Annotated in this window: 12 protein-coding genes and 1 pseudogene; 2 read left to right on the forward strand and 11 right to left on the reverse strand. The window is 67.5% G+C overall.

From position 1 onward, the window contains the following. The first annotated feature begins 121 nt into the window (after positions 1-121). On the forward strand, positions 122-571 hold the full coding sequence (locus tag HPA01S_RS05735) for a MarR family winged helix-turn-helix transcriptional regulator (RefSeq protein ID WP_066267736.1): 450 nt from the start codon (positions 122-124) through the stop codon (positions 569-571). Positions 572-660: 89 nt separating this feature from the next. Then, positions 661-1,089, forward strand: coding sequence for an organic hydroperoxide resistance protein (locus HPA01S_RS05740; RefSeq protein ID WP_066267741.1), 429 nt, complete (start codon positions 661-663; stop codon positions 1,087-1,089). A 98-nt stretch (positions 1,090-1,187) separates the two neighbouring features. Here the strand turns inward: HPA01S_RS05740 and HPA01S_RS23700 are convergent. The 11 genes and pseudogenes from HPA01S_RS23700 to HPA01S_RS05795 all read right to left on the reverse strand — a co-directional run. Further along, positions 1,188-1,504 (reverse strand): annotated as a pseudogene (locus HPA01S_RS23700) (hypothetical protein); the annotation flags it as partial. Between the two features lie 209 nt (positions 1,505-1,713). Then, positions 1,714-2,661: a response regulator gene (locus tag HPA01S_RS05750; RefSeq protein ID WP_157084910.1), complete on the reverse strand. Its 948-nt coding sequence runs from the start codon at positions 2,659-2,661 to the stop codon at positions 1,714-1,716. A gap of 35 nt (positions 2,662-2,696) precedes the next feature. Continuing rightward, positions 2,697-3,878, reverse strand: coding sequence for a hybrid sensor histidine kinase/response regulator (locus HPA01S_RS05755; RefSeq protein ID WP_066267747.1), 1,182 nt, complete (start codon positions 3,876-3,878; stop codon positions 2,697-2,699). Continuing rightward, positions 3,875-5,206, reverse strand: a complete 1,332-nt coding sequence (locus HPA01S_RS05760) for a sensor histidine kinase (protein WP_066267749.1) — start codon at positions 5,204-5,206, stop codon at positions 3,875-3,877. Before HPA01S_RS05760 ends, HPA01S_RS05755 begins: the two co-directional genes overlap by 4 nt. Continuing rightward, positions 5,193-6,623 (reverse strand): class I SAM-dependent methyltransferase, encoded by a 1,431-nt coding sequence (locus tag HPA01S_RS05765; RefSeq protein WP_066267752.1) that lies wholly within the window; start codon positions 6,621-6,623, stop codon positions 5,193-5,195. The genes HPA01S_RS05760 and HPA01S_RS05765 overlap by 14 nt, the downstream gene beginning before the upstream one ends. A gap of 116 nt (positions 6,624-6,739) precedes the next feature. Continuing rightward, complete coding sequence (gene htpG, locus HPA01S_RS05770; protein WP_066267754.1) at positions 6,740-8,686, reverse strand: molecular chaperone HtpG; 1,947 nt, start codon at positions 8,684-8,686, stop codon at positions 6,740-6,742. A gap of 143 nt (positions 8,687-8,829) precedes the next feature. Further along, positions 8,830-10,134, reverse strand: coding sequence for an esterase/lipase family protein (locus tag HPA01S_RS05775; RefSeq protein ID WP_066267755.1), 1,305 nt, complete (start codon positions 10,132-10,134; stop codon positions 8,830-8,832). 61 nt (positions 10,135-10,195) lie between these two features. Next, positions 10,196-11,431, reverse strand: coding sequence for a pseudouridine synthase (locus HPA01S_RS23800; RefSeq protein ID WP_084360492.1), 1,236 nt, complete (start codon positions 11,429-11,431; stop codon positions 10,196-10,198). Positions 11,432-11,562: 131 nt separating this feature from the next. Further along, positions 11,563-12,000, reverse strand: a complete 438-nt coding sequence (locus HPA01S_RS05785; protein WP_066267757.1) for a T6SS amidase immunity protein Tai4 family protein — start codon at positions 11,998-12,000, stop codon at positions 11,563-11,565. Beyond that, positions 11,997-12,491 carry a type VI secretion system amidase effector protein Tae4 gene (locus HPA01S_RS05790; RefSeq protein WP_066267968.1) on the reverse strand — a complete coding sequence of 165 codons (495 nt, stop codon included), beginning with the start codon at positions 12,489-12,491 and terminating at the stop codon, positions 11,997-11,999. The genes HPA01S_RS05785 and HPA01S_RS05790 overlap by 4 nt, the downstream gene beginning before the upstream one ends. A gap of 99 nt (positions 12,492-12,590) precedes the next feature. Next, positions 12,591-13,331, reverse strand: coding sequence for a Crp/Fnr family transcriptional regulator (locus tag HPA01S_RS05795; RefSeq protein ID WP_066267761.1), 741 nt, complete (start codon positions 13,329-13,331; stop codon positions 12,591-12,593). Positions 13,332-13,338: the final 7 nt, after the last annotated feature.

The following is a 13,338-nucleotide window of genomic DNA, read 5'->3' on the forward strand; positions in this document are numbered from 1 at the left end:
CACCGCGGCGTGCACGGTAACCAGGCGGGCCGTCAAGACGTGGCCATGACAACCCCGCCGCGCTCATGGTTGTTCGCAATTCAATTGCGTGCAATTTAAATGGCGCCTACAGTTCATCTCCATGAACACCCCGCGCCTCTCCAGCGACCAGGCCCTGCAGCTCGACCACCAGCTGTGTTTCGCGCTGTACTCGGCTTCGCTGGCCATGACCAAGCTGTACAAGCCGCTGCTGGAAGAGCTCGGCCTGACCTACCCGCAGTACCTGGCCATGCTGGTGCTGTGGGAGCGTGATGGCGTCACCGTGTCCGAACTCGGCGAGCGCCTGTTCCTCGATTCCGGCACCCTCACCCCGCTGCTCAAGCGGCTGGAGGGCGCCGAGCTGGTGGCGCGCCTGCGCGATGTGCAGGACGAACGCCGTGTGCTGATCCGCCTGACGGCCGCCGGCCGCCGCCTCAAGACCCGCGCCGCCCGCATCCCCGGCTGCGTGCTGCAGGCCACGCAATGCGACGTGGCCGAGGTGATGGCGCTGACCCGGCAGGTGCAAGCCCTGCGCGACCGCCTCTCCGCCTGAGCCCTTCAACCGATCCCGTTCACCCGTCCCTTCACCATCCCGTTTTCACCCCCCGCTTCCCGCAAGCGAACAACCCCAGGAGCCATGCCATGACCACCTCCCTCGACAAAGTTCTCTACACCGCCCGCGCCCACACCACCGGTGGCCGTGAAGGCACGTCGCGCACCGACGACGGTCTGCTCGACGTGAAGCTGTCCCCACCCAAGGCCATGGGCGGCGCCGGCAACGCCACCAACCCCGAGCAGCTGTTCGCCGCCGGTTACTCCGCCTGCTTCATGGGCGCGCTCAAGCACGTTGCCGGCATGAAGAAGGTTGCCGTGCCCGCCGACGCGTCCATCGACGCCGAAGTGGACATCGGCCCGATCCCGGCCGGTTTCGGCATCGCCGCGCGCCTGGCCGTGAGCCTGCCGGGTGTGGACCGCGCCGTGGCGCAAGACCTGGTGGACACCGCCCACAAGGTCTGCCCGTACTCCAACGCCACGCGCGGCAACATCGACGTGACCATCACGCTGAAGTAAACCGGCCAGCCAACAAAAAGCCCACCCGGCTCGCGCCGGGTGGGCTTTTTTGCGTGCTCCCGAGGAAGGCTTCGGGGGCAAGCGTGCGGTCAGTTGCGCTTGTCGGGATCGTGGATCACGGTGCTGGTGCCCACGCCCACACCGACGCGCGCGTTGCTGTTGCCCACCCCCGTGCTCACACCCACGCCGGCGCCGGCACTGACCTGGCCGTTCTGGTTCACGCCGACCCCCACGCCCACCGGGCCGACGCCGGTGCTCACGCCCGCGCTCACGCCACCGGTGCCCAGGCCCACGCCGATGGAGAACGGGCCGATCGGAATGCCCACCCCCACGCCGCCCCCGACCGAGCCGCAGCCGGCCAGGGCCAGTGCGCCCGCGGCCAGCAGCCCGGTGGTCAGGCTGCGCCAGCGGGCAGGCGCCGCGGTGGTGTGGGAGGTGATGACGGTGGAATCGGCTTTGGCGTTGTTCATGTGGGTCCCCTGTTGCGCGCGGATCGTGGGCGGTTTGCCCCTGCAGACCAATTGCAGCCCGTTGCGACTCTATTGTGAGCGCTGGGCCGCCAAAAAGTGCCCCGGCTTACGTCCGCTTGCGCCGGGCCGCCTCAATCAGCCTGGAAGAGACCGATCAACCCGCCGCCTGGGACAGGCGCTCGATGGCATCGGCCAGCCAGTCGCTGCGCAGTGGCGCGGCGGCGTTGGCGTGCACCATCCAGCCCCCGTCAAGCGCGTCCACCTGCACCAGCCCGCCCTGCCAGAGCAGCCAGGCCAGCCAGGCGCACTGGCCTGCGGTGGGTGCTTCGCCAGCGGGCGCGCTCAGCAGCGCGCTGAGCTCGGTGCCGTCGGCGATGCGCACCCGGTCGCCTTGCAGCTCGGCACCCAGCGCCTGCGCCAGCACCGCCAGGGCACCGGCGCCGTCGCGTTGCGGCCCGAACTCGCGCAACCAGTGGCGCAGATGGCCGGCAATGGCCGCGCCGCGCTGCGCCTCGGCCTGCATCAGGTCGGCGTGGTCCCAGCGATGCCAGTCCACGGTGGGTGCGCTGCAGCCCGCCGCGAGCGCGGCCTGGGCAAAGCGGTACACCGCCTGCTCGTGCCCGTCGCTGTGCACCGCAGCGCTCAGCATCAGCAAGCCGGCCAGCCGGTTGGCCAGCAGCTGGCTTTGTTGCGCCAGCAGCTTGTCGCGCATCAGCTCGTCGCGTTCGCTGCGCAACTCGGCCAGTTCCAGCGCGTTCTTCAGATCGGCGCGCAGGCTTTCCAGCTCCCAGGGCTTGTTGATGTAGCGGTAGATCTCGCCGGTGTTGATGGCTTCGATGGCGTCCCCGATTTCCGAATACGCGGTGGTCAACATGCGCACGATGCCGGGGTAGTACTCGCGCGCATGGCGCAGCAGCTCGTTGCCGTAGGCGCCCGGCATGCGCTGGTCACTCACCAGCACCGCGATCTCGGCACCATGCGCCGCCAGCACCGCCTTGCCCTCTTCCACGGACCCCGCGGTCAACACGGGCGCCATCGGACTCACCAGACGCTCGAAGTACTTCAGCGCCATCGCCTCGTCATCGACATACAAAATTTTCACGGGCTTCACGCAGGCTCCAGACAGGTTTCTCGGGATTATTGGGCAGACGGGAAATACAGGGAGACGGTGGCGCCATTCCCGACTTCGGAACGCACCACGACGGCCCCTCCCAACGAGGTCATCACGCGCCGGCAGAACAGCAGCCCCATGCCGCTGCCGCCGCTGTCGGCACGGGTGGTGGTGGGTTCGAAGGTGAGGCGACTGAGCACTTCGGGCGCAATGCCCGGCCCGTTGTCGCGCACGTGAATGACGGGTTGCACCGCCAGCCCGGGCGCGGGGGCTTCCTGGCCGAGCAGGATGTACACACCGGGGCGTTCGGGCGGGCTGGCGCGAAGGGCCAGGGTGGCGTTCTTCACCAGCGTGCAGAGCACCAGGTACAGCAGGTCGCGGCGGCCGGGCAGCACGAAGTCGGCCCCCAGGTCGCTGGAGAGCCACCGGGCCTCGTCGTGGTCGAACGGGTATTCGTCGTGCACCGCCTGCACCAGCTCGCTGGCGCGCAGGCTGGGTGCGCTGTCGGGGTGGTAGGCGTCGCGCGCGGTCTGCACGAAGGTCGACACCAGCGACTGCGCGTACTCGGCACGCCGTTGCGCCGCTTCGATCATCTGCAACACGTCGCCCGGGTGCTGCTGTTCTATCTGCGCGAAGCCGCTGTCGCTCTCGGGGTTGTCGCGGTGGCGGTCGCGCATGGCCGACAGATAGCCGCGCACCGTGGCCAGCGGCGTGGTGACCTCGTGCGCCAGAAAACCGAGGGTCTCGCGCAGGGTGGCCGCGCGGCGCTCCAGCAGAGCGCGCTCACGCGCCCGCTCCTGGGCCGACATGAGGGCTTCGCGCAAGGCCTGGCGCGTCAGCGCTTCGTCCAGCGGCTTCTCCAGGATCTTCTCGACATGCCCGCGGTTGACCGCCGACATGGCCACGTCCTTGTCGGCATAGGCCGACACCAGCAGGCGCGAGATGTGGGGATACAGCTGCCGCGCTTCGCTGAGCAGCGCCACGCCGTCGCGCTGCGGCATGGCGTAGTCGGTCAGCAGCACCGCAATTTCATGGCTGCGTTGCGCCAGCAGGGCCAGCGCCTCGGCCACACCACCCGCCGTCAGCACCACGAACTCGTCGCCATACAGGCGCGCAAACCATTTGCAGGCCTGCGGCTCGTCGTCCACCATCAGGATCGCATGGGCGCCAAGGGCGCCGTGCGTTGCACCGGACTCAGCGGATGTCATGCGGGCCTCGGCAAATCAAAGGTGAACTCGGTCCAGCTGCCGGGCTCGCTCTCCACCGCCAGCACACCGCCGTGGCGCTGCACGATGCCGTAGCTCACGCTCAGGCCCAGGCCCAGGCCGGCGCCCACGTCACGGGTGGTGAAGAAGGGTTCGAACACGCGGCTCAGGTTGTCGGGTTCGATGCCTGTGCCGTTGTCGCGCACCGACACCCCCAGCCGTTCACCGACTGCTGCAACCGTCACCACGATCTTGGGAAACTCACGCTTGGCCGCGTGCACCGCTTTTGCGGCATTGCTCATCAGGTTGATCAACACGCCGATGATGGCCGGCTCGTCGCCCAGCACATGGGTGTCCTGGGGCAGATCGACCACCATCTCGACGCCCTTGAGTTCGAACCCGGCCAGACGCACTGCCGACCGCACCGCGTTTTCGAGCAAGAACGGGCGCTGGCTGTCCTGTCCGGGCTTCTGGTAGGCGAAGGTCTTGAGATCGGACACGATGTTCTGGATGCGCTGCATGCCTTCACGGGCATCCATGAGACTTTCCTTGAGCATCGAATCACCCTCCACGCTTTTGCACGTCAATCCCATGTTCACCGCCATCAGGCTGTAGTTCACAGGGTTGTTGAGTTCGTGCAACAGACCGGCGGACAAAGTCCCGATGGCTGCCATCTTCTCACGCTGCAGCAGTTGGCCCTTGACTTCGGCCAAGGTGTTGTTGATGTCGCGCAGCGAGGCGTTTTTCTCGGACACTTCGTGCTGCAGCTGGAACAGGCGCAGGCGGGCCTTTTCGTTGAACCAGGTGCACACCGTGCTGGCGGCGGCAGAGAACAGGATGAACAGCGAGTTCGTGACCAGCCGCGAGTTGTCCTGCAGTTCGCCGTCGTGCAGCAGGCAGGCCACCACGTACAGGATCAGGGTCAGCAAGCCGAAGCTGCCGCCTTCCAGGAAGGTGATCGGCAGAATGATGCCGACCGCGTAGAGCGCCAGGTGCAGTCCGACGAAATAGATCGAGTTCACCCCGTCGGTGTCGTAGATCATGAAGGCGATCATGATCTGCGGCAGCATCAACCAGAACATGGTGAGCGGGCGCACATGACGCCGGCCGAATGGCGTGAAGAGCAGACGAAGCACGCCCAGCGTGAGCACCACCACCAACAGGCGCAGCAGGGTGAACTCCAGCAAGCGGTCCGGGTAGGAGAAGTAGTCGAGCCCGATGCCAGCCAGCACCAGCACGATCGACGTGATGCATCCCGCCTTGCTGTACGTCAGGCGAAAGTCCGACAGTTGCTGCTCGTACGGCGAGCTTGGCCGTTCAGCCCTTTTCAAGTGCCATCGCCCTCAGGTTCGCGTTGACCGTCAATTCCGCAAAGATGTTGACACCGGTGGAGTCCGTATACAAGGTCACCGGGGCATTCACCTCCTCCAGCACCGACAGCATCTGCTCTTCGTTGCGGTAGATCAGATGCCATTCCAGCAAATGCTCCATGCCGAAACGCTCAGGGTTGTCCGAGTGCACGTTGGTCACCAGCATCTGTGCGCCCGGGTTGCTGCGCGAGAGGAAGTAGCGGATCAGGCGGGCACAGACCTTGTCGGAGAGGTAATCGAACAGGCCCGCGCAGTAGATGGTGTCGAAACCCTCACCATCGGCGGGTGCGTTGTCCCGTGTCGCCCGTTTGAGCAGCTCGTGCACCGACTCCTGCACGAATTCGACATTCACCGACGTGTTGTGCGCCTGCGCGGCTTCAGCGATTTTCTGGCGTGTGTAGTTCAGCGTTTCAAGGCTGAAGTCGACCAGGGTGAAGCGCAAACGCGAAAGGTCCAGGCCCGAGGCCACCAGGCGCTGAATCTCGACACCCGGTCCGCAGCCGATGTTGAGAATGCGCACCGTGCGGTTCTCGCGCTCCGCGGTCGCCACGGCCTTCTTGAGAAAGTCGACCAGGATGTCGATGCGGTTGCGGTGGGCCACGGCGACCGCCGCACGCAGGAACATCGCATTCACCAGCTGGATGTAGGTGCTGCTGCCCTGGCGCGGATCCCCCAGAATCTGGTTCACCATCTCGTAGTCACCGGCGTACCCGAGCGGCTTGGCGAAGGTGCGGTACACGAAGGGCGCACGCAAGACCAGCGGATGCAGCGCCGTCTGCGCGTAGACCCGATGCAGCAATGCATCTTCCTCCGGCAGCCTGGAGGCCTCGTCCTCCAGGCGGATGAGGAACTCCTTGCCCTTGATCATGAGCGGCTCGGCGATGGCGTTGAACACGTCGTCGGTGAGCCGGCCATCCGGCTGCCGGGGCAACGAGTCGACCATGTCGGCCTGATCGATCCAGCGCGCCGTCTCGGACAGAAAGGCCCGGAACTCGCTGATGGTCACCTGGTAGCTCTGCCGGATCTTGAAGCGCGATTCCCAATCGGCCACGAAGCGCATGGCTTCGTCGCGCACCTGGTCCACGTCACCGCGAATGGCGTTGAGATCGGACCATTCGTCGATCAGCGCGACGGAGATCACCGCCATCAGCCCCGTGTTGAGCAGACTGACGACCACCGCCTTGCCCTTGTAGATGCTGCGGTCGCCCGACCGGATGGTCAGTTCGTTGAGCACCTCACTCACCTGGACGATGGAGTACGGGTTGTAGATCTCCATCACCAGCGAGCGGCGTTGAAGACTGGTCAAGGTCCCGCGCGCGCTGTCCCCCTGGCTATTGCGAAACGTAACGACGTGATCGAATGGACGCTGTAGGTACACGGTGTGACCGATTGATCAGATGAAGACGCTGGTGCGGTGCCGGCGCCCTTGAAAGGCTCCCCAGCCGCCGAGTGTAGTCAAGCCGCAAGACAGCTCTCGGAGCCCCGAAGACATGCTCACACCAGAAGTGCGTTGACGCGCTTCACGTAGGCCGCCGGATCGTCCGGCAAACCGCCTTCGGCCAGCAGCGCCTGGTCGAACAGGATGTGCGCCAGGTCGTCGAAATGCGCGCTGCCCTCCAGCTTCTGCACCAGCGCGTGGCCGGCGTTCACCTCCAGGATCGGCCGCACCTCGGGCGCGGGCTGGCCGGCCTGCTTGAGCATGCGGGCCAGCTGGGTGGAGAGGTCGCCGTCTTCCACCACCAGGCAGGCCGGCGAGTCCACCAGGCGCGAGGTGACGCGCACGTCCTTGGCCTTGTCCTTCAGGCTTTCCTTCAGGCGTTCCAGCACCGGCTTGAAGGTTTCGGCGGCGGCTTCGGCGGCCTTCTTCTCTTCTTCGTCCTGCAGCGAACCCAGGTCCACCGCGCCCTTGGCCACGCTCTGCAGCGGCGTGCCGTCGAACTCGTTGAGGAAGGACAGCGCCCACTCGTCCACGCGGTCGGTCATCAGCAGCACCTCGATGCCCTTCTTGCGGAACACCTCCAGTTGCGGGCTGTGCTGCGCGGCGGCGCGGTTGTCGGCGGTGATGTAGTAGATCGCGGCCTGGCCTTCCTTCATGCGCGCCTTGTAGTCGGCCAGCGCGGTGAGTTCAGTGCCCTGGGTGCTGGCAAAGCGCAGCAGCTTGGCGATCTTGTCGCGGTTGGCGAAGTCCTCGCCCAGGCCTTCCTTGAGCACGGCACCGAACTCGGCGTAGAACTTGGTGTACTGGCCGGCGCTCTTCTCGGCCTCGGCCTTGTCTTCGGCCGACACCACGTCGGTCACACCGTCGGCACCTTCGCTGGCCGCGGGTGCCTTGTCCTTTTTCGCCAGGTCGTCCAGCATGGACAACACACGGCGCGTATTGCCTTCGCGGATGGCCTTCACGTCGCGGCTTTCCTGCAGCAGCTCGCGGCTCACGTTGAGCGGCAGGTCGGCCGAATCCACCACACCCTTGACCCAGCGCAGGTAAGACGGCATCAGGGCCTCGGCCTCGTCCATGATGAAGACGCGCTTCACGTACAGCTTGATGCCGGCCTTGCGGTCGCGGTTCCAGAGGTCTTGCGGCGCCTTGCTCGGGATGTAGAGCAGCTGCGTGTACTCGGTGCTGCCCTCCACGCGGTTGTGGCTCCAGGCCAGTGGCGCCTCGGTGTCGTAGCTCAGGTTCTTGTAGAACTCGGCGTACTGCTCGTCGCTCACGTCCTTCTTGGGGCGCGCCCACAGCGCATTGGCGGAGTTCACCGCCTCCCACTCGTCCAGCAGCACCTGCTCGCTCTTCTCGGCGTCCCACTCTTCCTTCTGCATCAGGATGGGCAGGCTGATGTGGTCCGAGTATTTGGCGATGATGGACTTGAGCTTCCAGCGGTCGAGGTAGTCGCTGGCGTCGTCGCGCAGGTGCAGGATGACGCTGGTGCCACGCGCGGGGCGGTCGATGGTTTCCACCTCGAAGTCGCCCGTGCCGCCGCTGGTCCAGCGCACGCCCTCGGCCGCCGACAGGCCGGCGCGGCGCGATTCGACAGTGATCTTGTCGGCCACGATGAAGCCGGAGTAGAAACCGACGCCGAACTGGCCGATGAGTTGCGCGTCCTGCTTCTGGTCGCCGCTCAGGCGGCCCATGAAGTCCTTGGTGCCGCTCTTGGCGATGGTGCCGAGGTGGTCGATCGCCTCCTGCGCGCTCATGCCGATGCCGTTGTCGGTGATGCTGATGGTGCGCGCCTCGCGGTCGAAGGCCACGCGCACTTCCAGGTTGGGCGCGTCTTCGAACAGCGCGCTGTTGTTCAGCGCTTCGAAGCGCAGCTTGTCGCACGCGTCCGAGGCGTTGGACACCAGTTCGCGCAGAAAAATATCGGGGTTGGAGTACAGGGAGTGCGTGACCAGGTGCAACAGTTGGGCCACTTCGGCCTGGAACGACAGGGTTTGTTTGCTCATGGGAATCGCGGGCAGAGATCGGTGGACACGCGCGCCCGGCAGGGCGTGCGCACGAAGAGAGGCCGAATTATGGGCCGGTAGCGAAATTTCAAGACGGCAGACCTGCCAGTGCAGCGCCCGATCCGCGCCGGAGTGGCACCCGCTCAGTCCACCGTGGCGGTGGCCGGTGCCGGCGCCAGCCATTGCAGCAGCTGTTGCGCCACCACCGGGCTGGACAGCAGGCCCAGGTGGCCGGTGCGGTACACCGTGCGCTGGCTGCCGCGCGCAAACACCAGGCGGTGCCGCGGGTCGTCGTGTTCGCCCAGGGCGCTGCGCAGCGGCACCAGGCCGTCACCGATGAGCCGTTCCGCCAGCAGGCCGCGCTGCGGCGCCAGCGTGGCGGCCACGGTGAAACAGGCCACGCCCTCGGGCAACGGCAAGGGTTCACGCGGATCGACAAAACCCGCGCCGGCCGCCGGGGGCTCACCCGCCGGACTGGTGGTGGGCGCGGCGTCGCGCACCACGCCATGGCGCAGGTCGGTGATGCCGGCGCTGCGCAACTGGCCCAGGCGCACGAAGGGCGCGGTGAAGGGCGTGCCCGCCAGCAGCACGTCCACCCCGTGGCCGGCACGCTCCAGCGGTGCGCCGTGGTGCGGCGTGCCGAGGAACACCAGGTGCTTCAGGCGGGCGCGCCAGCCATGGCCGGCACGCTGCCCGACCTCGCAAGCCGCACGCGCCACCAGCCCGCCCATGCTGTGGCCGACGACGGTAATGGACTCGAGCGGCACCGGCCACTGGCTGGCCAGCCATTCGAGCTGGCGCGCGAACTCGCGGCCGTTGGCGGCGATGTGCAGGCCGCTGTTGTAGCGCAGGTACACCGGCGTGGCGCCGAGCGCCAGCGCCAGCACGTCACCGTGGTCGTGGCCGTTGTGGCGCCACTGCGTGTCGTTCATGCACAGGCCGTGCACCAGCACCAGCAGGTGCGGCGTGGCCTGCGCCAGTTGTTGCTGCAGGTCCGGCCCACGCTCCAGCGACAGGTTGCGGCCGCGGTACCGCAGCACCATGGCCTGGGCCAGCGGGTTGTGCGTGGCGAGCAGGCGGTCGCCCAGCACGCCGTTGAGGGCGGCCAGCACCGCCTCGCGCCCTGCGGAAGCTTCGGGGTGGCGCGCCGGGTCGTCCACCAGCGGCAGCAACGCGGCCAGCGCACCGTCCACGCCATGGCCCACCAGCTGGGTGACGCCACGGATGCCGCGGTAGACCTGGCCGGTCAGGCCCCCCGTGCGGTCGGCCTGCGCGCCCGCGGCCAGGCCGAGGCGGTCGCGCACCGACTGGTGCACGCTCTCGGTGATGTCGATCACGCCGTTCGTGGCCTGTGCCGCCAGGCTCAGCACGGCCCGCAGGTCGGCGGGGCGCACGTGGCGCAGCAGCGCGTCGCGGTCGGGGGGAGAGGGGGTGGGCGTCGGGCTCATGGGCCATTGTGGACGCTCAGCCCCCTTCGGTGGGGGATGACAGCAGGGGCTTGTCAGGCTCTCAGAAGCTTTCGTCCGCACCCAGGAAGCGCCACTGCCCCACCGGCAAGTTGCCCAGCAGCACCTTGCCGATACGGATGCGCTTGAGGCCCACCACGTGCAGGCCCACCTGTTCGCACATGCGGCGGATCTGGCGCTTCTTGCCCTCGGTGAGCACGAAGCGCAGCTGTTCGGGGTTCTGCCAATCCACCTGCGCCGGCCGCAAGGGCTGGTCGTCCAGGCTCAGGCCGTGGCGCAGCAAGGCCAGTTGCTTCGGCGGAAACACCGCCTGCACGTCCTGTGTCACCAGGCCGGCGCCTTGCGGCCCGTTCGGCGCGAAGTGCACGCGCACCAGGTACTCCTTGTCGACGCCGCTGCTCTCACCGATCAGGGTGCGCGCGACGCGGCCGTCCTGCGTCAGCACCAGCAGGCCGGTGGAGTCGATGTCGAGCCGGCCGGCCGGCGCCAGGCCGCGTGTGTGCTCGGGCGCGAAGCGGCGGCCGCCGCCGGGCGTCTTGGCGTCACCACGCCACTGGCTGGGCGCGCCGATCAGCGTGGCGGCCGCTTCGTGGCCGTCTTCGGGCTGGCCGCTCACATAACCCACCGGCTTGTGCAGCAGGATGGTGACCTGCCCGGCCTGCTGGTGGCGCGCCTGCGGCGCCACCTCCACCTGGGCGTCGGGCGGCACGGGCATGCCCATCACCGCCGGCTCGCCGTTGACCAGCACCCAGCCGCGCGCGATCCATTCGTCGGCCTCGCGGCGCGAGCACAGGCCGAGGTCGGCCATGCGTTTGTTGAGCCGGATCTCGCCGCGCACGTTGCCCACGCGCGCCAGATCGGGCCGGTGCGCCTGCGGCGGGCGGGGCGGTCGCGGCGCATTGGCCGGGCCGCGTGGTGCGCGTTCGGCGGCTCCGTAGGGCGCAGGCCCGTCACGGCGCGGCGCCGGGCGGTCGCCCCAGCCGCGTTCGTCGCCACGTGGCGCACCAGCGGGCCCGCTGCGCGGCCGGTCCATGCCCGGGCGGGGCCGTTGTTCGTTGCGCTCGAAGCGTTCGCCGTCGGGGCGGGCGTCGGCTCGGCCGCGTGGGGCGCCGTAGCCCGGCGCGGGCTCGCGGGGTGGTTTGGGGGCCGAGGCAGACACGCTCTTGGCGCGTGCCGGGCCGGGTGGGCGCACCGGGGCGCGGCGCGGCGCGAAGGGGTCGACCTTCTTCTTGGCGGCACCGGGGTCCAGTTTGAGGGTGCGTGGTTTGTCGGTAGTCATGGGGCGATCATCCCAGATAAGGTGCGCCGGCAAGCCATTGTTTGCATGGCGTGCGCACGCATCGGCCGGGGGCGGCCCTTCGTGGACGGCTTCTCATGCGCGCAGGCATGAACGCCGGCCATCGGCGCCGATCAGCGCTTTTCTGCGCGCCGCTTCGCGGGCCGGTCACCCACCCAGGCGGGATGGGGCACGTGCTGGCGCATCAGCCCGTCCAGCTCCTTGCTGTGGCGCATGTCGAGGCATTTGAGCAGCTTGAACTCCGCGCCCGCATACCCTTCCACGGGGTTGGCGTAGTCGCGCCGCAAGTAGGCTTCTGCGAGGCGTTCGACGGCTGGGTTCGCCTTCTCGAAATCGTAGTAAGTCCAATCGAGGAAGACGCTGCTCGTCGTGCGCGCGTCCAGCCCGGCGGGCGATCCCTCATAAGCGGTCGACAGGCACACACCGAGTGCACGGTCCTTGAAGTTTTCGGCATTGGTCCGCTGCACCGCCGTCACGGCATCGGCGGCCACAGCCGCACCGGCGATCACGAACCCGAGCATGGCAACGATGAACTGGCCCGATGCCTTCATTTCTTCAGTTCCCAGAAGTTCGCTTTGGCAGTTCGGTAGTTCACGCCCGGTTCGTTGAAGTAGCAATGGTCGTAACACGAGGACCCATTGAACAAGGTGGCGTGGCCACTCGCGTCGCTCCAGCCCTGGATTTCAAACAGGATCAGCCCGGACTTTCCGGCCAGCGCACCGCCACCGCCGGGTGGATAGGCGACCACCTCCGGTGCACCCCAGGCCCGCTTCAGAAATGCGACCAGGTCCCTGACGCGGAAGAAGTAGTTCTGTCCATCGCCACCCTTTCTCGTCTCCGGCATCGGCGGAATGCTGAGTCCGGATTTGTTGAGGATGTAGCTCATGCGAACCGCGCAGGTGTTCCGCCACGGACTCGTCTTGTCGTTGATGTTCTCGGCGACTCGCCCGCCGACCACATCGGCCACCTTCCTGGCGGAATCACTCGCGCTGTAGATCTGCTGCGAAGCCGTCCAGGCCGCAGTGAACGTTGGCTTTGCCATATCGTCCTCCCTGAAGAACGCCGAACGCTGCCGGCTGAAATTTCCACGCCGCGCCATCGTAGCGCGGCACGCCGCGTGCGCAGCCCGGGAAACACACCGTTACGGCACCCCGTCGTCCAGCACGCCCGAGCGCAGCGCCACCAGGTTCAGCACCCGCAAGCCGCCGTAGTCGACGCGGATCCAGCCCTTGGCGGACAAGGTCGTCAGCGCCTGGTTGACGCGCTGGCGCGACAAGCCCACCAGGTAGGCCAGTTCCTGCTGGGTGATGCGCAGCACACCGCCCACGTTGGGCGAGAGCAGCGGGTGGAACAGCGCGGCCAGGTTGCGCGCCACGCGCAGGTCGGGGTTGTTGAGGCGGTCGATTTCGCGCGCGGCGATGAACTGGCCCAGGCGTTCGTTGAGCTGGTGCATCACGAAACGGTTGAAGCCGATGGAGTGGTCGAGCAACCAGTCGAAGGTTTCCACCGGCAGGCCGGCCACGCGGCTCTTGCGCAGCGCCGTGATGTTGTAGCGGTACTGCTCGTGCTTGAGCACCGTGCCTTCACCGAACCAGCCGCCGGGCGCCACGCCGGTGAAGGTGATCACCGGGCCCTGCGAATCGTCGTTGCTCATCTTGAGCAGGCCATCGACCAGGCCGAACCAGTAGGTGACCGGGCGGCCGAAGCGGCAGATGTGGTCGCCGGCTTCGGCGTCACCCACCACCAGCGCGGCCACGGCGCGCTCGCGCTCGGGCGGCGTGAGGCTTTGCAGCCAGGGAATTTCGGCCAGCTCGGCCTCGGTGGGCGCGCGCTTTCGCTCGCGCAGAACGGTGCCGGGGCGGGAGATTTTGGGGAGTTGCATGGGAACA

The organism is Hydrogenophaga palleronii NBRC 102513 (genome assembly GCF_001571225.1).
Taxonomy (GTDB): domain Bacteria; phylum Pseudomonadota; class Gammaproteobacteria; order Burkholderiales; family Burkholderiaceae_C; genus Hydrogenophaga; species Hydrogenophaga palleronii.

What these genes read in the sequence shown, in the direction of transcription:
- HPA01S_RS05735 (WP_066267736.1), top strand. Translation starts at nt 122, where the DNA reads ATGAACACCCCGCGCCTCTCCAGCGACCAGGCCCTGCAGCTCGACCAC.
- HPA01S_RS05740 (WP_066267741.1), top strand. Translation starts at nt 661, where the DNA reads ATGACCACCTCCCTCGACAAAGTTCTCTACACCGCCCGCGCCCACACC.
- HPA01S_RS05755 (WP_066267747.1), bottom strand. Translation starts at nt 3,878, where the DNA reads ATGACATCCGCTGAGTCCGGTGCAACGCACGGCGCCCTTGGCGCCCAT.
- htpG (WP_066267754.1), bottom strand. Translation starts at nt 8,686, where the DNA reads ATGAGCAAACAAACCCTGTCGTTCCAGGCCGAAGTGGCCCAACTGTTG.
- HPA01S_RS05775 (WP_066267755.1), bottom strand. Translation starts at nt 10,134, where the DNA reads ATGAGCCCGACGCCCACCCCCTCTCCCCCCGACCGCGACGCGCTGCTG.
- HPA01S_RS23800 (WP_084360492.1), bottom strand. Translation starts at nt 11,431, where the DNA reads ATGACTACCGACAAACCACGCACCCTCAAACTGGACCCCGGTGCCGCC.
- HPA01S_RS05785 (WP_066267757.1), bottom strand. Translation starts at nt 12,000, where the DNA reads ATGAAGGCATCGGGCCAGTTCATCGTTGCCATGCTCGGGTTCGTGATC.
- HPA01S_RS05790 (WP_066267968.1), bottom strand. Translation starts at nt 12,491, where the DNA reads ATGGCAAAGCCAACGTTCACTGCGGCCTGGACGGCTTCGCAGCAGATC.
- HPA01S_RS05795 (WP_066267761.1), bottom strand. Translation starts at nt 13,331, where the DNA reads ATGCAACTCCCCAAAATCTCCCGCCCCGGCACCGTTCTGCGCGAGCGA.